General features: G+C 68.3%; 23 protein-coding genes. 12 read left to right on the top strand and 11 right to left on the bottom strand.

What is annotated here, in order from left to right; genetic code table 11:
- Window positions 1-324 precede the first annotated feature (324 nt).
- The gene (locus tag HCK04_RS15240; RefSeq protein ID WP_205830248.1) at window positions 325-1,419 is read right to left on the bottom strand and encodes an XRE family transcriptional regulator; all 1,095 of its coding nucleotides are present in this window, start codon (window positions 1,417-1,419) and stop codon (window positions 325-327) included.
- A gap of 690 nt (window positions 1,420-2,109) precedes the next feature.
- Here HCK04_RS15240 and HCK04_RS15245 point away from each other — a divergent pair.
- Window positions 2,110-3,108 carry a Fic family protein gene (locus tag HCK04_RS15245; RefSeq protein WP_260617271.1) on the top strand — a complete coding sequence of 333 codons (999 nt, stop codon included), beginning with the start codon at window positions 2,110-2,112 and terminating at the stop codon, window positions 3,106-3,108.
- A 268-nt stretch (window positions 3,109-3,376) separates the two neighbouring features.
- Here HCK04_RS15245 and HCK04_RS15250 read toward each other — a convergent pair whose 3' ends face one another.
- Window positions 3,377-3,832 carry a hypothetical protein gene (locus HCK04_RS15250; RefSeq protein ID WP_142647984.1) on the bottom strand — a complete coding sequence of 152 codons (456 nt, stop codon included), beginning with the start codon at window positions 3,830-3,832 and terminating at the stop codon, window positions 3,377-3,379.
- 464 nt (window positions 3,833-4,296) lie between these two features.
- A complete protein-coding gene (locus HCK04_RS15255; protein WP_168065954.1) occupies window positions 4,297-4,437 on the bottom strand; it encodes a hypothetical protein in 141 nt (46 codons plus the stop codon).
- A gap of 264 nt (window positions 4,438-4,701) precedes the next feature.
- Here HCK04_RS15255 and HCK04_RS15260 point away from each other — a divergent pair, with 264 nt between their 5' ends.
- From HCK04_RS15260 to HCK04_RS15270, 3 genes are all read left to right on the top strand, one after another.
- Window positions 4,702-5,208, top strand: coding sequence for a hypothetical protein (locus HCK04_RS15260; protein ID WP_142647985.1), 507 nt, complete (start codon window positions 4,702-4,704; stop codon window positions 5,206-5,208).
- A gap of 160 nt (window positions 5,209-5,368) precedes the next feature.
- Window positions 5,369-5,677 carry a type II toxin-antitoxin system prevent-host-death family antitoxin gene (locus HCK04_RS15265; protein ID WP_142647986.1) on the top strand — a complete coding sequence of 103 codons (309 nt, stop codon included), beginning with the start codon at window positions 5,369-5,371 and terminating at the stop codon, window positions 5,675-5,677.
- A 3-nt stretch (window positions 5,678-5,680) separates the two neighbouring features.
- Window positions 5,681-6,199 (top strand): type II toxin-antitoxin system RelE/ParE family toxin, encoded by a 519-nt coding sequence (locus HCK04_RS15270; protein WP_142647987.1) that lies wholly within the window; start codon window positions 5,681-5,683, stop codon window positions 6,197-6,199.
- 80 nt (window positions 6,200-6,279) lie between these two features.
- On the opposite strand, the gene HCK04_RS15275 is transcribed toward HCK04_RS15270, so the two are convergent.
- Window positions 6,280-6,945, bottom strand: a complete 666-nt coding sequence (locus HCK04_RS15275) for a TetR family transcriptional regulator (protein ID WP_142647988.1) — start codon at window positions 6,943-6,945, stop codon at window positions 6,280-6,282.
- A 104-nt stretch (window positions 6,946-7,049) separates the two neighbouring features.
- Here HCK04_RS15275 and HCK04_RS15280 point away from each other — a divergent pair, with 104 nt between their 5' ends.
- Entirely contained in the window at window positions 7,050-7,976 is a 927-nt protein-coding gene (locus HCK04_RS15280) for an SDR family NAD(P)-dependent oxidoreductase (RefSeq protein ID WP_142647989.1), read from the top strand.
- 436 nt (window positions 7,977-8,412) lie between these two features.
- Here HCK04_RS15280 and HCK04_RS15285 read toward each other — a convergent pair whose 3' ends face one another.
- Window positions 8,413-9,048 (bottom strand): transcriptional regulator, encoded by a 636-nt coding sequence (locus HCK04_RS15285; protein WP_142647990.1) that lies wholly within the window; start codon window positions 9,046-9,048, stop codon window positions 8,413-8,415.
- Window positions 9,045-9,434, bottom strand: a complete 390-nt coding sequence (locus tag HCK04_RS15290; RefSeq protein ID WP_142647991.1) for a DNA-binding protein — start codon at window positions 9,432-9,434, stop codon at window positions 9,045-9,047. The genes HCK04_RS15285 and HCK04_RS15290 overlap by 4 nt, the downstream gene beginning before the upstream one ends.
- Before the next feature lie 58 nt (window positions 9,435-9,492).
- On the opposite strand from HCK04_RS15290, the gene HCK04_RS15295 reads away from it, so the two are divergent.
- On the top strand, window positions 9,493-10,740 hold the full coding sequence (locus tag HCK04_RS15295) for a PEP/pyruvate-binding domain-containing protein (RefSeq protein WP_142647992.1): 1,248 nt from the start codon (window positions 9,493-9,495) through the stop codon (window positions 10,738-10,740).
- A 4-nt stretch (window positions 10,741-10,744) separates the two neighbouring features.
- Here HCK04_RS15295 and HCK04_RS15300 read toward each other — a convergent pair whose 3' ends face one another.
- Window positions 10,745-11,116, bottom strand: a complete 372-nt coding sequence (locus HCK04_RS15300; RefSeq protein WP_142647993.1) for a DUF5997 family protein — start codon at window positions 11,114-11,116, stop codon at window positions 10,745-10,747.
- Window positions 11,117-11,172: 56 nt separating this feature from the next.
- Between HCK04_RS15300 and HCK04_RS15305 the strand changes: the two genes are divergently transcribed.
- Complete coding sequence (locus HCK04_RS15305) at window positions 11,173-11,907, top strand: LysR family substrate-binding domain-containing protein (protein WP_260617272.1); 735 nt, start codon at window positions 11,173-11,175, stop codon at window positions 11,905-11,907.
- Window positions 11,908-11,940: 33 nt separating this feature from the next.
- Here the strand turns inward: HCK04_RS15305 and HCK04_RS15310 are convergent, their stop codons facing one another.
- Together HCK04_RS15310 and HCK04_RS15315 are read right to left on the bottom strand one after the other, a co-directional pair.
- On the bottom strand, window positions 11,941-12,699 hold the full coding sequence (locus HCK04_RS15310; protein ID WP_142647994.1) for a siderophore-interacting protein: 759 nt from the start codon (window positions 12,697-12,699) through the stop codon (window positions 11,941-11,943).
- A complete protein-coding gene (locus tag HCK04_RS15315; RefSeq protein ID WP_142647995.1) occupies window positions 12,696-12,914 on the bottom strand; it encodes a hypothetical protein in 219 nt (72 codons plus the stop codon). Before HCK04_RS15315 ends, HCK04_RS15310 begins: the two co-directional genes overlap by 4 nt.
- A 28-nt stretch (window positions 12,915-12,942) precedes the next feature.
- Here HCK04_RS15315 and HCK04_RS15320 point away from each other — a divergent pair, with 28 nt between their 5' ends.
- Window positions 12,943-13,341 carry a MerR family transcriptional regulator gene (locus HCK04_RS15320; protein ID WP_142647996.1) on the top strand — a complete coding sequence of 133 codons (399 nt, stop codon included), beginning with the start codon at window positions 12,943-12,945 and terminating at the stop codon, window positions 13,339-13,341.
- Between the two features lie 44 nt (window positions 13,342-13,385).
- Window positions 13,386-14,732, top strand: coding sequence for a hypothetical protein (locus tag HCK04_RS15325; protein WP_142647997.1), 1,347 nt, complete (start codon window positions 13,386-13,388; stop codon window positions 14,730-14,732).
- A 59-nt stretch (window positions 14,733-14,791) separates the two neighbouring features.
- On the opposite strand, the gene HCK04_RS15330 is transcribed toward HCK04_RS15325, so the two are convergent.
- Together HCK04_RS15330 and HCK04_RS15335 are read right to left on the bottom strand one after the other, a co-directional pair.
- The gene (locus HCK04_RS15330; RefSeq protein WP_260617273.1) at window positions 14,792-16,162 is read right to left on the bottom strand and encodes a cellulose binding domain-containing protein; all 1,371 of its coding nucleotides are present in this window, start codon (window positions 16,160-16,162) and stop codon (window positions 14,792-14,794) included.
- A 721-nt stretch (window positions 16,163-16,883) separates the two neighbouring features.
- Window positions 16,884-17,945, bottom strand: coding sequence for a LacI family DNA-binding transcriptional regulator (locus HCK04_RS15335; protein ID WP_142647998.1), 1,062 nt, complete (start codon window positions 17,943-17,945; stop codon window positions 16,884-16,886).
- A gap of 142 nt (window positions 17,946-18,087) precedes the next feature.
- On the opposite strand from HCK04_RS15335, the gene HCK04_RS15340 reads away from it, so the two are divergent.
- From HCK04_RS15340 to HCK04_RS15350, 3 genes are read left to right on the top strand one after another with little or no spacing between them, the layout of a single operon-like run.
- Window positions 18,088-19,443: an extracellular solute-binding protein gene (locus HCK04_RS15340; protein ID WP_142647999.1), complete on the top strand. Its 1,356-nt coding sequence runs from the start codon at window positions 18,088-18,090 to the stop codon at window positions 19,441-19,443.
- Between the two features lie 6 nt (window positions 19,444-19,449).
- Complete coding sequence (locus HCK04_RS15345) at window positions 19,450-20,403, top strand: sugar ABC transporter permease (protein ID WP_142648000.1); 954 nt, start codon at window positions 19,450-19,452, stop codon at window positions 20,401-20,403.
- Window positions 20,400-21,224, top strand: a complete 825-nt coding sequence (locus HCK04_RS15350) for a carbohydrate ABC transporter permease (RefSeq protein ID WP_142648001.1) — start codon at window positions 20,400-20,402, stop codon at window positions 21,222-21,224. Before HCK04_RS15345 ends, HCK04_RS15350 begins: the two co-directional genes overlap by 4 nt.

Here is a 21,224-nt window from a genome sequence, read left to right on the forward strand (position 1 = left end):
GCTCATAGATTTCGGCGGCCGTGAAGACACTGGCTTCGCCTAGATCGTGTTCTCCGGCACCTAGAAGGTTGACCCATCGTTCGAATACTACGAGTTCTTCATCGGTGTCCTGTGGCAAGATGAATAACCACTCGAGATCCATAATCGATCTAAGCGACGGATAGTCGTTGCAGTACTTGTCGACCTCTCTCGCCACGATGTGTGTAGTGGATAGCCTGGACAGACTGGCGCCGAGTACGTCCAGGCGATCAGCTTTAGCGAAGTGATGGATCACCATGGCATCGGCTACGAGCGGGGGCAAGGGTTCACCCGGACTAGCCAGAGTCATGGAGCATCATCCTCATCAGGCCTGAGCGGCAGATCTGCCGCGCTGTCGAGCTGTCCGTGCATCAACTCCAGTGCGCGCTTACTAGTGATCTGTCCTTCTCGGTACGCCGTCATCACGGCATGCGCGAAACTCGGTGGTACGCGAATCGCATCTAGGTCTGGCTGAGGCGTCCATCCCACGGAGTCCCGAAACTCCGCGAAGGTGGGGGGGTACGCACGAAATTTTTTCTCTTCGATTGCAGTTATGAGATCAGCCGCCCGAGCTTGTCGTAGAGCGAGACTCCACGATGTTCGATACTCGGCCGCGAGCTTCACAAGGACCGCTCGACTCGATTGCTCTGCCTCGCTGGCTCTACGGACGGCTTCTGCTGGTAGGAGGAGCTCTGCTGCAAAGGCATCTATCAACGCTTCGCGTTCCGTCCGAGAAGCGTTCACTCCTATATCTGTTGAGTATTCGTCGCCGATTATTAAGTGTCCGAGTTCATGAGCCGCGGTGCTGCGCCGCCGGCCAGGATCGCCATTAAGGCTCACCACGGCTGCTGCTATATCGCCATCAACAGCAGAAGCTCCGTCTCCTGGGAGGTCGGTCACCAGAACGTATTGACCGCAGCGCTCGCACAGGTCGGCCAGGGATTGAATGGCAGCGATCCCCAGACCTAGGTCATCTCTCAGCCAGTTAGCGGCCTCGACTGCGGCGGCGGGGCCGTCGATCTCAGCGGGGTACCGTCTAAGCGGCTTCGGATGAAGGGTGCCTAGCGACATGAGCATCCGGATCTCGCGGATCCATGCGGCGAGTGCGCTATCGATGCGGTAAGAGGCCTGCGTCGCACCTGTTGCCGTGTCCTCGGCCAGAGGCGTGCGGTGCGACATGACTGCGGGTGGCGCATTGAGGAAATGGCCGATAGGCATGTCGAGTGCACGGGCCAGTCGAGAGAGCTCCAGCGCATCGAGCCGCCTCGAACCGGCCTCGATCTTGCTGATCATGGTCCTGTCAAGATCGGTTCGCTGGGCAAGCTGCTCTTGCGACAGCCGCATGGCCAGTCGCGCTTCGCGGACTCGCTCCCCGATCTCGTTCCAGTCGAGCGTGCTCATAGTGCGATAATCGCACACCGCCAGGTAGTCTTACAGGAGTCATGGGCATCTGGGGGATAACCTTTCCCAGGGATGAGATGAGCCCTTGACTCTTGACGCTGAGCGTTCAGGGCCCCTACCGGATCCGCGCCACCTGGGATGGCGCCCCATGCAGTGCGAGTGACTTCCTGTGACGTCCTCGCATGGATCGGCTTGTGCTCTATGGGATCACCATGCGGAGGCGGTGCTTCAGCGGCTACCAGGAGGCTGATATCGGTGCGAGTGTAGGCGCCGATGTCCGGGGGGTCTCGGAGTTGGCGCTTGGGAATGACTTATTGCTTGAAGTGAACTGCTACCACCAGCAATATCTCTTTAAGGTGCCCAACGGCTACTGCGGCATCGGCGGCACCGGTGTCAACGCGGGTGACCCTTCAGCCTGGTGCCCGACTGGGCTGACAACCTCTTCGGAGGAGTAAGCCGGGGAGACCTCCGGACGGTGGTCAGGCCTGCTCCGAGGTCTCATTGTGGGCCGAGGATCCCTGTCGGGAGGGCGATGTCACCCAGGTGCCTGGCCGCTCCGACGTCTGGCTCTGCTTGGGCGTGGCGCGGCGAGTTGTTCGGTTCGATTGATTAAGCCGAGGCGAACAACTGGAGCGAATTTGTTCGGTACAGTTACATCGGCTGAGCCGAACAAAACCACGGGAGGCGCTGGTGTCGGGACCGGGGAGGCCGTCCAGAGCGACCGTGTATCAGCGCCTTGACGAGGCCCTTCGAGAGCTTCGGGACCGCTTGGGCGGGTTGCCCTCGCCCGCCGAGGCGGAGGACATCTGGTCTGACATCTGGCACCAGGAGGCCCACAACAGTACTGCGATCGAGGGCAACACGCTTGTCTTGCAGGAGGTGGAGAAGCTCCTCGAGGAAGGTCGGGCGGTAGGCGCGAAGCCGCTCAGGGACTACATGGAGGTGAGGGGGTACGGCGATGCTGCGAAGTGGGTGTATGGGCAGGCACTGGAGCCGGGAGACTGGCAGAACGGAGACCTCATCACGCTCCAGGAGGTTCGTCAGATACACCACACCGCCATGTCGCTCGTGTGGGCCGTAGATCCCCACCCGCATGCCACCCCCGCCGAGGGGCCGGGGAACTTCCGACAGCACGAGACCGCCAACTTCCCCGGGGGCATGAAGCCGCCGTCATGGCCGGAAGTCGACTCTCAGATGCGGGACTGGGTGAAGACGGTCGATGGCCTTGAAGACGAGTCCGACGAAGCCCTCCCCGAACGCTTGGCGCGAATACATAACCGATTCGAGCAGATACACCCGTTCCTCGACGGCAACGGACGGACGGGCCGTCTGGTGCTCAACTTGGTACTTTGCAGAATCGGATATCCGCCCGCGATTATCTACAAGCGCGATCGCGACAAGTACCTTCAGGCGATGCGCCGAGCTGACAATGACGAGTTCGGCCCGTTGGGTGAACTCATCGCACGCAGTGTGACGACAAATTTGTACCGCTTCGTCATGCCGGCGGTGGCCGGTCCGGTCAAGCTTGTCCCACTACCCGCTCTGGCCACGCGGGACGTCACCGAGAACGCACTTCGCGTGGCCGCCGCACGGGGGCGACTCCGTGCGGTCAAGGGGGACGACGGCATGTGGCGTAGCAGCAAGAAGTGGGTGAACGACTACCTCAAGTCGAGGCATCGTAGGTCGTGACGCGTCTGCTGATCAGAAGCGAAAACCACTCCGATAGTGCATCCAGCAACGGTCACTGCGGCCTCGGCGGCACCGGTGTGAGCTGCCCCGTCGGCCTCACCGCTGGCGAGGCCTGACCTGCGCTAACTGACTGATCCTGGTCCTCGATCGCCCGGCAAGCCCGGTGCCGATCGAGGGCCAGAGTCGTTTTCGGCATGGGCCCCGCGTTTTAGCTCGGCGGGACAATCGCCCTGAGCAGCGCACATCCGGCACGCAAGCCGTCTGTCTGTCACAGTTCAGACGATGGCCAGGGGGAGATGCTCTGGGCCGGATCGTCGTCGATCGAGACCTCACGGCGTACACACGCGTAGTCCTGGCAGAGCAGAGAGTCCGGTTCGAGATGCAGGGCCGTGAACGGGGTCTGGGCCATGACGGCTTCGTCCGGTTCGATGGCGAAGCCGGTTCGCACTACTTCGCTGTCCCACTGCTCGCCGGTGATCGTGGTGAAGGCGAGGCTGCTCCCGGTCTGCCGCCAGTCGCCCGAGGCGTGCCACTCGTAACGTAGTTCCAGGACGTTCGCTGCCGGGCAGCACCAGCGAAACCGGCTCACCTCGATCCCGCCGGCCAGGTTGGCCCAGGCGGCCCAACCACGGCCGTCTTGGAGGAAGGCCAGCCAGCAGGTCTCCAGCGCCCCGTAGTCATAGGGCACGCTGTCCCATACGCCGACCAGGTCGCTGTGATCCATGATCTGCAGGATCGCACGAACCGCGGTCAGGCCCCGGCAGGGTGCCGAGCATCGCCAGGACGTGCCGGACGGCTGCCGCGACCTCGACGTGTTCTGCAGGGCCGGCCTGACCTGCGATAACTGGCACGCTGGGCTGGTGTTCCGAACTAGATTGCCGACGTGGGTAGCACAAAGGCCGACGCCGTCACCTTCTCGGACCTGTCGAGGAATCCGGATCATGACCGCCTGGGGGATCTGGTGGCGGGTCTTCGAGAGATCCATGGTCCGGTGACCGAGGAGGAGTTGGCGCCGGCGCGAGCAGAGTGGCCGGGCATGTGAAGCAGCGGAAGCGGCTACGCCTGCGCGAGCACGGCACCTCGTTCTCGGCAACGAAGGTCTTTCACCGGCGGCGACCGGCAGAGCGATGGACGTGCGTGCCGCGCATCTGGACAGCCGGCGTGTTCTCGCGTCCGCTTCGCTGCTGTCTAGGTGAGATGCCGGTCGTGATGGACGCCGAGGTCTGCCGGCCCTTGTAGCGCACCGATGAGGGCGGCGAGGTGCCGGGGAAGCGCGAGCTCGTTGAGGGGCTTCTCGACGTCGTCCTCCGCTTCGTTGTGGAAGTCCATGTCCCAAGTGTGGGCGCAGAGCTGGCGGGACGGACGGCTCTCCATTCCCAGGGGTAAAAATTGTCGCTCGAAGCGAAGTGATACCACCACGGCCGGACTGTCGGCGAAGCCGGAAGCGTACTCCTGAAGGCGGCAGAGTTGCCGAAATTTCCTTCTTCGTCATGGCTCGGTCTCCAGATCGCCAGGTAATCGTGCCTGGCTGTCCATCCTCCCTTTTCGTACGTTTTGGGGTGATGTGCCACATCGATCAAGGCGAGGGATCGTATGGCGACGTACACGGAGAGTGGGGGAGGGTCCGCCGCCACAGTGTGGGCGCGGCTTCGGTCGCGGTTCGCCAGGCAGGCGAAACTCACTGAGGAAACGCTGCGGGCCGTCGAGGAGGCGCGCTCTGCCGCCGCGGCCGCCAGGGAGGCATCGGAGAGGGCGGCGGAAGCAGCCGCGGAAACCCACGCCGCCATCCTGAACTACCTGAACGGTGCCGCGACGGAAACGAAGGGCGAGCCCCGGGGCACTCGCGAAGAAGAGCTCGGAAAGCTGTTCTGTGCCTATTTGGAGAAGGGACGTTGGCGGAACATATGGGTCCCCAAGATGCTGACGGATCTGGAAGATGAGGCCATCGAACTCCACCGGGGTGTTCTCCTGGCCGTCGAAACCATCCGCTCGGCCGATAGGGAAGAGAAAGACGCCATCTCCCCCGGGCAGATGAAAGTGCTCTCGGACTGGGAGAAGCGAGCGCTTGAGCTGGAAGGTGATCAACACCAGTCTGAGTGATGGCGGTCTCGAAGGCCAGGTTGGGTACCTATGGCGTGCGTCGAGTGCTTCGCAGTGGGGTGCGGCGTGAGAAGAGACAGGTCGACGCTGGTCGCCGGGCGAGGGCTTTCCCGGAAGGGCGGCACTGCTTGTTCTCTATAGATTTCTGCACAGTAGTTGCATGACCGTGCTGCACGAAGCTGCCGAGTTGAGCGTCACAGAAGCGGCCCAGCGTGGGGTGGCCCGTCTGGTCGCCGATGCTGAGCGTGGGACGGATCTGGTGGTGACCCGTCGGCGTCAGCCGGTGGCGGCCGTCGTCGGTATTCGTCGCCTGCAAGAGCTGGAGGAGGCCGCCGCCGATCTCAGGGATCTGGCGCTCGTGCTCGCACGCTCGGTGACCGACACCGGAGAGCGCGTTCCGCTCGATGACGTGCTCTCCGCTTTCGGGCACACGCGAGAGTCGCTGGCCGCGTTGCCGGACGACGAGTAGCCCGTGTCCGACGTCGTCTTCACGGCACCGGCGGTCGATGACCTGCGGCGGATCGGCCCTGATGCCGCGACGAAGGTGCTGAAACAGATTCTTCTGCTGCTGGAGAATCCGGAGGCAGGCTACCCGCTGGGCGGGGAGTCGACCGGCTTTCGCAAGCTCGTGGTCGGGCGTAACACATGGCGGGTCGTCTATCGCATCACGGACGACAAGTCGATCGAGATCTGCGCAATATGGGCTGTGGGCGAGAGAGCCGATGGTGAGGTCTACGCCGAGGCCACAGCCAGGGTCCGTGCCGCCGGCACAGGGCGTCCGGAGGTAGTGCTCCCAGGCCAGATCATCGATCGCCTGGGGGCGCCGGCCGAGCATATTCGCGTCGAGCAACCGCCTCCCAGGAAGCCCGTGCCGGATTGGCTCGCGGACCGCCTCATCTACACCGTCGGTATGTCCCGCGAGGACGTCGCCGCTCTCGACTCGCAGCAGGCGGTCGACCTTTGGGCCGAGTTCCGATCCAACCCGCGCTAACCGCGACGAGGCTGGGGTGCGGCGCACGGTCTATGCCGACGACGAGCGCCCGGGCGAGTGCTGGGCAGGGGCACAGCGGGTCAGGGGCGGGGGAGCACGCCCAGGAGGGTGGCGGTCAGGGCGAGCTTCAAGGAGTCCTTCAAATCGAAGTGGAAGCGGGCCAGGTCGGGTTCGGCCTGATAGGCCGCCTGCAGGCTGGGCGGGGGTGTGCTGTACGCCGACAGCGCGCCGGCCAAGACCATGGTCTGCAGGCTGAGCAGGGTCGCGTTCTCGCCCAGCTCCGGCAGGTGCTTGCGGAGCAGGGCGGCCATGGTCGTCAGGCGTTCCAGGGAGGCGCGCTTGTAGCGGGCCACGACCTCGACGGAGACGTTGTGTTCCAGCACACTGCCCTGCGCGCCGAAGAGGTCGCACAGCACCGCCCGGCCGGAGAGTGAGCGGCTGAGGATCTCGGCCACAGCTTCCGCCCGCTCGGCCATGGGCTGGTTCGCGTCGACGTCGGCGGCCAGCTCGGTCGCCAGGTCGGCCAGCCACTCCTGCAGAAAGCGGTCGAGCAGTTCCAGCAGCACCGCCTCGCGCGACTCGAAGTAGCGCAGCACGTTCGGCTTGGCCAGGCCGACCCGACGGCTGAGCTCGTTCAGGGTGACCGCGGCCACGGGCATCTCGTCGAGCATCGCCGACGCGGTGTCGAGGATCGCCCGCCGGCGGATCTCCCGCTGCTCTTCGGTTCGCGCCCGCTGGAATCCCACGCCCGCCAGTCTAATTTAAGTACCCCTGGTACGTTGACAACGTACCGAGGGTACCTTAGCGTCATGCACAAGATACCTTCGGTACGTTACCTAGGGAGCCTCGCATGGGCGAGAAGTGGACGACAGCCAACATCCCCGACCAGCGCGGACGGGTGGCCGTGGTGACCGGGGCCAACACCGGGCTGGGGTTCGAGACGGCCAAGGCGCTCGCCGAGCGCGGGGCGGCCGTGGTGCTCGCCGTACGCGACGTCGGGAAGGGTGAGCGGGCCGCGGCCCGCATGACCGGCGACGTGAGCGTGCAGGCGCTCGACCTGACCTCGCTCGACTCCGTCCGCGCCGCGGCGGCGGCGCTGCGGTCGCGGTTCGACCGGCTCGACCTGCTGATCAACAACGCCGGCGTGATGTACACCCCGAAGCAGACCACCCGGGACGGCTTCGAGATGCAGTTCGGCACCAACCACCTCGGCCACTTCGCGCTCACCGGGCTGCTGCTGGACCTGATGCTGCCGGTGCCCGGCTCGCGCGTGGTCACGGTCAGCAGCATCGGCCACCGCGTGCGGGCCGCGATCCACTTCGACGACCTGCAGTGGGAGCGGTCGTACGGCCGGGTCGCCGCCTATGGCCAGTCGAAGCTGGCCAACCTGATGTTCACGTACGAGCTGCAGCGCCGGCTCGCCGCGCACGGCACCACCATCGCGGTGGCCGCGCACCCCGGCGTGTCCAGCACCGAGCTCGCCCGCAACACTCCCGCGGCCTTCCGGCTTCCGATCACCTGGCTCGCGCCGCTGATCACCCAGACGCCGGCCATGGGCGCGCTGCCGACCCTGCGTGCCGCCACCGACCCGGCGGTGCTCGGCGGCCAGTATTACGGTCCCGGCGGGCGCATGGAGATCATGGGCCACCCCCGGCTGGTCACCTCCAGCCCGGAGTCGTACGAGATGGCCGTGCAGCGGCGGCTGTGGGCCGTCTCCGAAGACCTCACCGGGGTGAGATTTCCCGTCGCCGAGCCCGAGCACGTCATCACGATGTAGTCCGCGCTCCCCGTTTCGTCAGTCGACCAGGCCGGCGCGGTAGGCGGCGATGGCCACCTGTACGCGGTTGGTGACGGCGAGCTTGTCGAACAGGTGAGAGATCTGGCTTTGACCTCGCTCATGTGCAGGCGGGTGGCGATCTCGGTATTGGAGTGGCCGAGTCCGACCTCGGCGAGCACCTTGACGCGTGACCACCGGAAACGGCCAGGGGCGCCTATCGCCTCGTCCAGGAGGGACCAACGCGCACAAACACGCCCCCCGGGGCTCTCGCGCTCACCGTCGTCGCGACCGCGATCACCGTGCAGGGCTGGCGGCACGCGGGCCTGCTGGTCCGGGGGGCACAGGGCGTCGTGCTGTCGGGACTGCTCGCCCTCGTCTGGTTCTGCGGGCACTGGAACCTGCTCGGCCGGCACCTGTGATCCAGGACGAGACTGGGTCAGGGGTGTTCGTGCCGCTTGAGGCCGAGCGTGGCGATGAGGTCTTCGTGGAGCTCGAACCAGACACGATGGCAGGAGTCCACGTCGGTCTGGTCGACCCAGGCCCCGTCCCCGGCTCGGGCGAGCGTCAGGGCCGCGGTGAACCGGGTGTCATATCCGCGGAACCGTGTGAGGACGCGCCCGAGCCGGTCGACGAGCGGTGTCAGCGCCCGGTCGACGCAGGCGAGCTCGTGAAGCACTCCGGCGTCCCAGGCCGGATCGGAGTGGTCATTGACGGCGAGCCGATCGCCGGCGGTGGGCCGCAGTTGCCAGTCGGTGCAGGCCTGCAGCAGCAGAGCGTTCAGCGGCAGGAACGTGCGGTAGACGTCTCGGACCTCCTCGGTGCCGTCGACCCGGGTGAGCTCGGCCGCGAGTTGCCGCTCGTTTTCGGCCCGGCCCGCTTCGGTCAGCGACCAGCCTCCGGTGCCCGCGAAGGCGGTGTGCTCGACCCAGCCACGTGCCTCGGCGTCGTGCAGCACCTCCGTCGTCGTGGCCGCGTCGAGTGCGTACCGGCGGGCGATCACCGGGGTGTCCGCGAACCCGGTGACGCGTACGGCGTGCAGGACCAGGAGTTCGGGCGGGGAGTCGCGCCTCACGAGCCGGAGTCCTGCCGTGCGGTGAGGCGGGTGTAGTGCTGCTGGCACGCCTGAGGGGAGTTGAACCCCATCACCTGCGCCATCTGCGCCCAGGTCAGACCGGCACCACGGGCGATGAACAGCAGGGCGGACTCGAGTGCTTCGACCTCGGCGCGTGCGGCGGGCAGGAGGGCGAGCGCGCTCAGGATGTCGTCCGGTGCCAGGTCGGCGTTGCGCCAGACGGCGAACTGCACCAGGTCGACCGCCGACGGCGGGACGGGTGCGGGGCGCCACGGGCGGGCGTCGAGCTCGTCCGCGCCCAGGCTTAGCAGGCGTTCCCGCGCGTCCCGCTCACGCTGAGCCTGGACGTTGTCGGCATGCGCGCCGATGTCGTCCTTGCGATGCATGCGGCACATCCTGCACAATCAACAGATTGTTGTCAACAATCCGTTGAAGGGTGGCGCCGTGCTCGTACCTCTCCGGAGGAGTGTCACCGGCACCTGCGGGAGCAAGGCCGGCGCGCTCGGCGCGTTGCTCCGCGCGGGTCTGCCGGTGCCCGACGGCTTCGTCGTTCCGTTCGCCGCCTATCTCGACGCGGTCCGCGATCTGGACCTTGGACGGTTGACCGGCGAACCGGACGACGCGGCACAGCGGGTGATCGAGGCAGGGCCGGCGCCCTTGATCGACGCACTGGCACGCGCACTCGGCCGGCTCGGCGATCCGCCCGTGGCGGTGAGATCGTCGGCGGCGAAGGAGGACACCGCTCAGGCGTCGGCGGCGGGTCAGCACGACAGCTTCCTGGCCGTGCACGGTGCCGACGAGGTCGCCAGGGCCGTACGCGCCTGCTGGGCCTCGCTGTTCTCCCCACGGGCCATCGCCTACCGGGCCGCCCCGGGCCATGAGCCTTCCGGTGATCTCCTGATGGCCGTCATCGTCCAACGCCACGTGGACGCCGAGATATCCGGGGTCATGTTCACACCGGCGCACCCGGGCGAGGCGACCCGGATCGAGGCGTCGTGGGGGCTCGGCCCCAGCATCGTCGAGGGCAGGGTCACCCCTGACGCCTACCACGTCGCCGGGGACGGGTCGGTCACCCGCACCGTCGCGGACAAGCGGCAGCGCCTCGACCGGCGCCTCGACCGGCGCCTCGATCGGCGCGGCACGCGGCTCGTCGTCCGCGACGTGCCCGCCGCCGCCCGGACCCGTCCGGTCATCGACGACACGACCGCCAGGCGGCTCGCCGAGCTGGGGAAACGGGTTTCCGACGCACTCGGCGGACCGCAGGACGTCGAGTGGGCGATCGAGGATGGCCGCACGTGGATCCTGCAGGCCCGGCCGATCACCGCCGCGCCCCCTCCTCCGATCCTTCCGTACGGCGCCCCGGGCGAGGCCACGCTCACCGGAGTGCCGGGCAGCCACGGGACCGTGACCGGCGCCGCGAGGATCGTGCGTGGTTACGGCGACTTCGCGCGCGTGCGTCCGGGCGACATCCTCGTCTGCCCCTTCACCGACCCCGCGTGGACGCCGCTGCTCCGCATCGCCGGGGGCGTGGTCACCGAGACCGGAGGCGTGCTCTCCCACGCCGCGATCGTCGCTCGCGAGCACGGCATCCCCGCCGTCCTCGGCGTTCCGGACGCGACGAGCAGGCTCCGCGACGACACCGTGATCACCGTTGACGGCACCACCGGCACCGTCACGACGGCGGACGCGTGAATGTCTAGCGCTGCTTGAGGCGGAGCGCTTCCTTGCGGACCTCGGCCTGGATGGCCCGCTCGCGCTCCAGCCACGGCGGGTTCTCCTCTTTCAGCGCCTCGATCTCGGCCGTGGTGAGCGGGCCGGTGATGCCCCCGCGGATCAGGCCGGAGATGGAGATCCTCAGCTTCGAGGCGATGACCTGCTTGGGGTGCGGGCCGTTGCGGCGCAGGTCGACGAGCCAGGCGGGCGGCTTGGCCTGCAGCTCGTTCAGCTCGTCGCGGGAGACGACACCCTCCTGGAACTCGGCGGGAGTGGCCGAGAGGAGCACACCCAGCTTCTTGGCCGCCGTGGCGGGCTTCATCGTCTGGATGGTCTTCGGCTTGGACGAGCTCATAAACGTCAAGCGTAGTCAGTCGGAGCGGGTTCCCATGCCATCGGTAGCCTGAGGAAGTGACTGATGGAGAGACCGGCAGGGTGTTCCGGCTGGCGTACGTGCCCGGGGTGACGCCCGCGAAATGGGTCAAGATCTGGGCCGAGAGGATCCCCGACGTGCCGGTCACCCTGGTCGCGGTTCCCGCCGCCGAGGTGGTGGGGTTCCTGCGTGACGGCGGCGCCGACGCCGCGTTCGCCCGGCTGCCGATCGACCGCGACGGGCTCAGTGTCATTCCTCTCTATGTGGAGACCACGGTGGTCGTGGTGCCCAAGGACCACGCGGTGGCCGCCGCCGACGAGGTGACCATCGCCGACCTCGCCGACGACGAGGTGTTCCATCCGCTGGACGACACCATCGAGTGGGCGGTCCGGCCCGGGCAGCCCGCGTTCACCCGTCCGGACACGACGGCCGACGCGGTCAAGCTGGTCGCGTCCGGCACCGGTCTGCTCGTGGTCCCGCAGTCGCTGGCCCGCCTCCATCACCGCAGGGATCTCACCTATCGGCCCGTGCTCGACGCGCCGCAGTCGCAGGTCGCGCTGACCTGGCCCGCGGACGCGACCACCGACCTGGTGGAGGACTTCATCGGCATCGTCCGCGGCCGTACAGTGAACAGCTCGCGGGGCCGCGCCCCCGCCGCCGCTCCCGCGGAGAAACCGGCACGGCGGCAGGCCCAGAAGCCCGCGCAGAACGGCTCCTCCGGCCGCCGGGGCGCGCCGGCCGGGCGTAAGAGGAGGGGCCACCGGCCGCGGTGACCTCCGGCCCCCGGCTCGTACGCGCAGCAGCGGTCAGTCCATGCCGCGCCGTCCGGGGGTCCAGAACGGTTTCACGACGACGGCCCTGCGCGGCCAGCCGCGTTCGCGGATGAGATGGAGCCGTACGGCCTGGCAACTGCGGGCCTCTCCGGCGAGGTACGCCACGCCCGGCGCGTCGGGAAGCTCCAGGGAGCGGACCATGTCGACCAGATGGGCAGGGTCGACGAGATGGGCAGGGTCGACCAGATGAGCGGGGTCGACCAGATGAGCGGGGTCGACGCGATCGGCCGGGCGGCAGCTCCATGTCAGGCGATCCGCATGGTTCAGCGGGAGATGGTCGCCGGGGCCCTCGACCGAGATCGCGCCGTGCACGATCGCGGACGGCGGCAGCGCCCGCAGCATGGCTCCGAAGGCCACGGTCGCGGTCTCGTCGCCGGCGAACAGGTGATAGCCCGCGTCCTCGCGGAGGACGAGCCGGCCGTCCGGCGAGGTGAGGGCCACCGGGTCGCCGACGCGTACCCGCCGCGACCACTGCGCTCCGGGCCCGGCGGACGGGTGGTCGAGTATGCACAGGTCGAGGCGGCCGGCGGCGGAGTAGTCCCAGATCGAGTAGGTGCGGAGCAACCCGCGCAGCCACGAGCGGGGCGAGCGGAGGTCGCCGACCCGCAGACGGATGTGCGTCCCCGGCGTCCAGGGCAGGTCGCGCAGGCCGGGGCCGGTGATCCGGATGCGGCGCATGCGCGCGGTGATCTGCTCGATCTCGGCGACCGTTCCGTGCAGGAACACGCTCATGGCGCCGCCTCCCAGCGCTCGCCCGTGGGCAGGTCGACTACGGCCGGCGCGGGCCCGGCCAGGGCGATCGCGTCCGAGGCGGTGCCCGTGGTGCGGAACAGCGCCGAGAGCGGATCGTGCCCGTGGGCGTCGTGCACCGGCACCAGCACCTTCGCGCCGAGCGTGGAGGCCCCGGCCACGGCCTGGGCGGGGCCGGTGATTGCATGCTTGAGCATGCGGCCAACGGTGCCGGTTAATGTGCACATGAAGTCAAGCGACGAGCTGACCATCGGCGAGCTGGCGGACCGGTTCGGTCTGGCCACGCACGTGCTGCGCCACTGGGAGAGCATGGGGCTGATCGAACCCGCGCGGCGGGCGGGTGGTCGGCGCCGCTACGGACAGGACGCGCTGGTGCGCGTGGCGCTGATCCTGATGGGCAAGGAGGCCGGGCTCGGGTTGCGCGACCTGAGCGCCGTGCTGTCCGCCCCCGACCCGATGGACCACCGCGACCTGTTGCGCCGCCACGCCGCCGCGCTGGAGCAGCGCATCGAGCAGGCACGGGCGGCCAAGGACCTGATCGAGCACGCCCTCGACTGCCCGCACAGGTTCGCGGAGTGCGCGCACGCCCGCGAGCAGATCGCGGCGCGTATCCCGCCCGGCTGAACCGGATGTGCCGGGGTGATGCTCCGGCGTGCGAGACTCCCGGGGTGAGAACGGCGAGCCGGGCATTGGCCGTGCTGATGGTGGTCGTCGCCGGTTGCGCGACGAATCCGGGTTCGACCCCCGCCGACCACGCATCCGCCCCCGGCGGGCGTACGTCCTCACCGGGCGGCGCCGCCGGTGCGAAGCCGATGGCGATGATCTCGCCGCGCCCGGCCGGTGGTGCGGGGCTTCGGCCGTTGCCGGCCCGGCCGGCGAGGTGCGCGCTGCCGCCGGAGGACCGCGACGATCTGCGGGCGTCCGACGTCCCGACGGCATGGCGCACGCTCTGGATCGACCGTGCGCGCGGGGCCGTCGACCTGCTCGCCGTCGCCGCCGACGGCACGCTCTGGGCCACCTTCCGTACGGAGAAGCAGCGCGGAAGCGCCCTGGAAATCAGGGACGGCGGGGTGCGCCGCTGGGACGGCGAGGCATGGCGGACGTTCGAGATCCCTCCCCTTCCCGATCGCGGCCCGCAGCCGGTCGTCGCGCTCGCCGCCACCTCGGCCGGCCAGGCCTGGGTGTTCGGCAACTCCAATGACCGGAAGGGAGGGGATACGACGGGGTTCGTCGGCACCTACGAGGGGGGCCGGTGGCGCTCGGAGACACTGGCCAAGCCCGCGGCCGACGCGATCGGGTGGGGTTACACCGCCACCCAGCCGGTCGGAGCGGACCGCATGTGGACCGTGAACGGGCGGGTGGGGCTGCTGTGGACGGGGCGGGAATGGCAGCGCTATCCCCTGCCCGTCGAGGCGGGGGCGCTCAGCGCGTACGACGACCAGGTCTGGGCCGTGACCGGCGCGTACGGCAGGCGGCCGGCGGCGATGCGCTGGGAGCAGGGAGGCTGGCGCCTGATCGGGGTGCCCGTCCTGGAGACGCCGGACCACGACGTGGCGGGCAGCGCGCTCCGGGACGTCGGCGTGATCGGTCCCGACGACGTGTGGGCCGTGGGCGGGGTCACGTGGCTGATGGAGCACGAGTACGACGACGAGAACGAGCCGCTGGAACGGGGACGCCCGGTGGCCCTGCACTGGAACGGGAGGTCGTGGACCTGCCACTGGGGCCCGCCGGGGTCGAGCCGGGAGCGTTCCGCCGGGAGGATAACGACGTTCGGCCAGGCGGAGCCCGACGGCAGGGGCGGCCTGTGGGTGGTCGGCCGCGGCGACCTGCTGTGGCATCTGTCCGAGGGGCGCTGGACCCGCCACCGCATCCCCGCGCCGGCGGGCTATGTGGCCCGGGTAAGCGCTCTGGCCCTGCGCCCCGGCACGGGCCAGGTCTACGCGGCGGGCTCGGTGACCTCGAAGAAGGAGAGCCCCTTCGCCGTCTCCCACGCCGCCGTCTGGCGTGCGGGGTAGGCGACCCCGCAGGCCCGGGGGTGGGCCCGATCGGGCGCCACCCCCGGTGATCCTCGCGATCAGACGATGGTGCAGGGGTTTCCGTTGAGGGCGAACGCCGTGGGCTTGCCGGCGTTGCCGGTGTGGGTGGCCTGGAAGCCGATCTCAGTGGTGGAGCCGGGCGCGATCGTGCCGTTGTAGCTCATGTTCCGCGCCGTGACCTGTCCGCTGCTGGGCGAGTAGGTGGCGTTCCATCCGTTGGTGATGGTCTGCCCGCTGGGCAGGGTGAAGGTCAGCGACCAGCCGTTGACGGTGGAGGAGCCGGTGTTGGTGATGGCGATCTGCTCGGTCAGGCCCTCGTTCCAGGCGTTGACGGTCGCGCTGACCCGGCAGGCGCCCGAACCGCCGCTGGGCGACGCGGACGGAGAAGCCGACGGGGACGCCGACGGAGACGCCGACGGAGACGCGGACGGGGACGAGGAGGGCGAAGCCGAGGGGGACGGCGACGGAGACGTCGTCCCGGACTGGAACTGGGTGAAGAACTTCCACACCTCAGCCGACGTCCAGGTCCTGGCGCCGCTCGTGGAGGTGGACCCGTCGTTGGGGGAGGGCGTGTGGTCGCCGTCGAACGCCGCCCATACGACCGGATAGCCGGCCCGGCATCCCGAGTAGTTGGTGATGATGTGCGTCAGGCTGCCCTGCGAGGGCTCCCGGGGGTTCGTGGGGGTGCAGCCGTTGTTCGAGACGAACCTGTCGCGCAGCTGCCGGCCCAGAGAGATGTTGAGGACCGAGTCGTGGGTGCCGTGGATGCCCATGTACGCGACCGGCTGGGTGCCGCCGTTGCACCCGCTGAGCTGCGCGCCGGAGTAGACCGCGACCGCGCGGAAGACCGTCGGCCGGGCGCACGCGACCGCGAAGCTCATCGAGCCGCCGTAGCTCCACCCCATGGCGAAGCGCTGCGTCGTGTCGACGCAGAGGTCGTTCTCGACGAGCCGCAGCACGTCGTCGGTGAACGTCAGGTCTTCGTTGTTGCTGTTGGCCCAGCCGTTGTTGATGCCCTGGGGTGCGATGAAGATCGTGCTGTTGTTCGAGAGCTGCTTGAGCCCGTAGTAGGCCCAGACGGATCCGTCCGATCCGCCCGAGTCGACGATCTGCGCCGTGCCGTTCAGCCAGTGGTACGCGAAGATCAGCCGGTAGGGGTGGTTGTTGTCGTAGTTGTCGGGAATCCGCAGGATCCAACTGCGGCTCTTGCCGCTGGTCGTGATCGTCTGCGAACCGCTTCTCAGCGTCGGGGTCTTCCCGCAGCCGGAGGTCGCCGCAGCGACGGCGGCGCTCGCCGAGGACGGCGTGGCCGCACCGAGGCTGTCGCTCAGCGCCATGCGTCCCGAGGCCAGGACGAGAAGCGCGGCGGCCGCGACAGCGGTGAAGATGGATCTCTGTCTCAACTTCACGCAACTCCCTTTATCGTTCGAAAGCCGACGTACGTCGATGGGGAAGCAATCGGGTTTGCCGGTGAGCCCCGGCGAGCGGTCTTGCGGAACGGATTCGAACGCTGCGTGAGCCCACCGTCAGTCGACCCCGGAGGAGCGCGGCGACCGGTCGTCGGCAGCGCGCGCGTTCGCCCTTCTCCGTTGCGGAAAGGCATGGCGAACTCTGGTTTCCGTTATCGCGAATATCCTGCTGCCGCCTTCTGAAGGAATGCGGCTTATGGCCTGGCGGGTGCCAGATAAAGGCGGATCATGCCGGGATTCGACGATCCGATCGGCTGGCGTCAGGACAATTCGTGTTAGCGATAACAGAGACGGATGGGCGAGTACTCCTTCCTGCCGGGCGACTGTAAGTGGTGGTGAAGCGGAGCAAATATGAAGTCGCACGGCATGTCAAGGCACTTGTCGGGCCGCCGGGAATCTCTCGCGGGCGGGCGTCCGTGTCGTGAGTTTTCACCAGGGAGAAAGCGAAGGCCGCCGGTGACGCCGCGATGAAAATTTCATCGTCCGCGGCATTGTGTTTGCGGCGGAGAGCCCGCCCTTTTTCGCCGCCGGTCGCCGGGCCGGCCGCTCTCGGCCGGGACGGCCGCGACGTCGGCCGCCGAACCGGCCCCGCCGGTCGCCGGGCAGCTCGGGGCCTGAGCGCCGCTTATGCGGCCGGAGCGCTCGGACGCCCGAGTGCCGTTCAGACGCCCCGCGACGCGATCGACTCCCGGACGCGGATGGGCATCGGCACGCGATGCACCTCGCCCTGCCCGCCGTCGTCCTCACGGTCGCGGCCGATCTCCGTGAACAGCACGTCGACGGCCTTGCGGCCGAGCTCGTAGTGGGGGAGGGCCACCGTCGTCAGCTGGGGGCGCATCCACGAGGCGATCGGGTGGTCGTCGAAGGACACGACGGACACGTCGCCGGGCACCTTGAGCCCGAAGTCGTCGAGTGCCTGGTAGGCGCCGAGGGCGAGCCGGTCGTTGAAGCAGATCAACGCCTGCGGGCGCTCCTTCTCCAACAGTGCCCGGGTCAGGGCGAGGCCGTATTCCGGCTGCCAGTCGGGGCAGACGTGGCCGCCCGCCGGCTTGACCCCTGCCTCGGCGAGCACCTCGCGGATGCCGATGAGCCGTTCGACCGCCGCGACGCTGCCACCCGCCGGGACGTTGCGCCGTGCGGGACCGGCGCCGATCAGGTGGATGCCCTCGCGATGACCGGCGTCGAGCAGGGCCCGCGCGGCGACGCGTCCGGCCTCGATCTCGTCGGGGATGACCGAGGGCAACGGCGACGGCTGCTTGGGGAGCGCGTTGAGCAGGACGGCGGGGGCGGCCGCCATGGCCTTCGGCACCTTGATGGTCCTCGTGTACATCGAGGCCAGGATGATCCCGTCCACCTGACGGTCGTGCATGGCCTGCAGCAGGAGCCGTTCGAGCTCGGCGTCGCCCTCCGTTTCGCCGATGAACAGCATGAAGCCGCGCTCCCGGGCGGCTTCCAAGGCTCCCTTGATCATGTCGCCGGCGAGCCGCGTCGTGGCAACCGTGTCGGAAATGAAGCCAATAGTCCGAGTTGTCCCAGTTCGCAGGCCTACGGATACGATGTTCGGCCGATACTGCAACTCGGCGGCGGCCTTGAGGACACGCTGCTCGACGTCCTGGGAGATGCGCAGCTCCCGGCCCCGTCCGGACAGCACGAGCGACGCGGTGGTCGGCGAGACGCCGGCGGTCTTTGCGACGTCCGCCAGCGTGACCCGTCGTGGGCTCACCGGGTGACCTCCTGCAATGTGGGGGTTGACACCCCGCGACACGTGTGATGAGACTATCGCACTGCTAATCCGATTTAGCAAACCTGAGTCCTGGGGCGTCCGGCGTGTGCCGGCCAGTCCCCGAGCAATCAAGGAGACGCAGATGTCGCGTCGAATTCGCTGGAACGGGGCCGCGCTCGCGGTCGTGATGGGAGGGACGCTGGCGGCGGGCTGCGGGGCGCCCGGCGGCGACGCCCCTCAGCCGGAGGCCACCAGCGCGTCCCTGTCGGCCGCGCCGACCTGTGGCACGGCACCGGTAACGCTCAACGCCTATATCGAGACCGGCTTCCCCCTGCCGAAGGAGCTCAGCACCGAGTTCTCCAAGCAGTATCCGAACGTGAAGTGGAACATCCGCGAAGACCAGTTCGCGGTGATCACGCAGAACGCGCCGCGCGTCCTCGCCGACGACCCGCCGGACCTGATGCGGCTTCCCCAGGTGTCGGAGCTGGTCAAGAACAACCTGCTGAAGAACCTCGACGGCTACGCCAAGGCGTTCGGCTGGGACTCCTGGCCCGCCTCCCAGCTGGAGCAGATGCGCCTGGCTCCCGGCGGGAAGACGCGCGGCGAGGGGTCGCTGTACGCCATGGGGCTGAACTTCAGCATGACCGGCGTGTTCTACAACAAGAAGCTCGCCGCCAAGATCGGCATGTCGTCCCCGCCGGTCACCCTGGACGAGCTGGACGACGCGCTGGCGAAGGCCAAGAGCGCGGGCATCACCCCGATCGCCCAGTTCAACGGAGGGGCCACCGGCGGTCTCGCCTTCCCCCTCCAGGACCTCATGGCCGCGTACGGTCCCCCGGGGCCGATCAACGACTGGATCTACCAGAAGCCGGGCGCCACGATCGACACCCCCTCCAACCTGACCGCGACGCGGCACCTGGAGAAGTGGATCAAGGGTGGCTACTTCTGGAAGGACGTCAACGCCGTCGACTACGCGACGATGATGAGCCGCTTCATCAAGGGCGACGGCCTGTTCATGTTCAACGGCGACTGGGAGTCGGGCAACCTCGACAAGCAGATGCCGGGCGACGTGGGCTTCTTCCTGATGCCGCCGGCGCAGCAGGGCGGCAAGCAGGCCGCGATGTCGGCGCCCCTCACCTACGGGATCAGCTCCAGGGCGAAGAACGCCGACTGCGCGGCGTTCTTCCTCAACTGGGTGGCGACCGACCCGAAGGCCCGTGAGATCGGCGTGAAGGTCGGCGGGTCGCACCCCATGGGCCCGGCGGACGCCCCCATGCCCGAGGTGGCCGACGACACGGTCACGGCGAGCACGCTGGCGGCGGGCGCGAAGATCGCCGAGGACAACGGCGCGATGGACTTCATCGCCAACGCCACCGGCGCGATCTACGCCAAGAGCTGGACGCCCCAGCTGCAGAAGCTGGTCGCAGGGCAGCAGACCCCCGAAGCGCTGCTGAAGTCGGTGCAGAGCGACTACACGAGCCAGGTCGGGGGGAGCTGAGCACCGATGACACGGCCGACTCTCCGCTCGAACGAGTCCGCCGAGGGCGCGGGCGAGCGGAGGAAGCGGAGCTCCGCCCGCGCGGCGGGGCTCCGCACGCCGGGGTGGGTGGCCTGGCTGTTCGTGGCTCCGGCGCTCATCGTCTACGCGGTCTTCGTGCTACGGCCGATCGCCCTCACCGTCCAGTATTCGATGTATCGCTGGGACGGCATCGGCCCGTCCGCCTGGGCCGGGCTGGGCAACTACGCCAAGGTCTTCACCGACCCCGACCTGTTCGCCTCCATCCTCAACGCGATCAAGCTGATCGTGTTCTTCAGCGTGATCCCGGTGGTGCTGAGCCTCGCGATCGCCTCGACGATCCGCCGGATCGCCACGAGCCGGCTCGCGCTGGTGGCGCGGACGGTCCTGTTCCTGCCGCAGGTCATCCCGCTCGTCGCCGCCGGCATCGCCTGGAGCTGGCTGATGTCGTCGACCGGACTGGTCAACCAGCTGCTCAGGCTGGTCGGGCTCGGCGGGGTGGCACGCGCGTGGCTGGGCGACTTCTCCACCGCCCTGCCCGCGGTCGGCGTGATCGGGGCGTGGGTGCTGCTCGGCCTGTGCACGATCCTCCTGCTGTCCGGGATGAGCAAGATCGACCCGGCGCTCTACGAGGCGGCCCGGATGGACGGGGCGGGGCCGCTGCGGGAGTTCTTCTCGATCACCGTGCCCAGCCTGCGGCAGGAGATCGGCGTCTGCGTCACGGTGACCGTGATCGCCGCGCTGGCGAGCTTCGACATCGTGTACGTCTCCACCCAGGGCGGCCCGGGGAACGCGACCATGGTCCCGGGGCTGGAGATCTACTATCTGGCCTTCACCGAGCGGCAGGTGGGCATGGCGTCCGCGCTGGCCGTCGTGCTCATGGTGCTCGTCATCCTCGTCGCCCTTCCCATCCAGTGGCTCACCAAGGACAGGTCCTCATGATCGTCGGGCGTCGGGAGACGTGGACCGGAAGGCTGCTGCTCGTCGTGCTGATGGCGGTCACGCTCATGCCGTTCGTGAGCCTGTTCGTCACCGCGCTGCACCCGTCCGGCAGCTACCCCTCGGGCCTGGAGTGGCCGAGCGATCCGCAGTGGGGCAACTTCGTCGAGGCGTTCAAGGCCGCCCGGATGATCGAGCTGGTGAAGTCGAGCACGCTCATCGTGCTCGGCGTGGTGCCCCTCTCGCTGCTGCTCGGGACGCTGGCGGGGTTCGCCATCGGTCACCTGCGGATGGCGGGACGCAACCTGGTGTTCCTGCTGTTCGTGCTCGGGCTGACGCTGCCGTTCGAGGGCATCATCACGCCGCTGTACTACCAGGTGCGCGACATGGGGCTGCTGAACACCAGATGGGCGATCATCCTGCCGCTCATCGGGCTGTTCATGCCGTTCGCGGTCTTCTGGATGCGGGCGCACTTCGTCAACATGCCCGACGAGCTGTCGGAGAGCGCGCGCATGGACGGCGCGAACGTGTGGCAGCTCTTCTGGCGCATCCACGTGCCGCTGGCCATGCCGGCGCTGTCGTCCCTGGCCATCCTGTTGTTCCTGTGGACCTGGAACCAGTTCCTCCTGGCGATCGTCCTCGTGGACGACCCGTTGAAGCGGACGATGTCCGGGGCCCTGGGCGCCTTCCAGGGGCAGTGGGGCACCAACATGCCGTTGCTCTGCGCGGGTTCGCTGCTGATCCTGGCTCCTACACTCGTGATCTTCCTGATCTTCCAGCGCCGGTTCGTCACGGCTCTGCTGCAAGGCTCTCTGAAGGGATGA

This window comes from Microbispora sp. CL1-1 (genome assembly GCF_012034195.1).
Lineage (GTDB): Bacteria > Actinomycetota > Actinomycetes > Streptosporangiales > Streptosporangiaceae > Microbispora.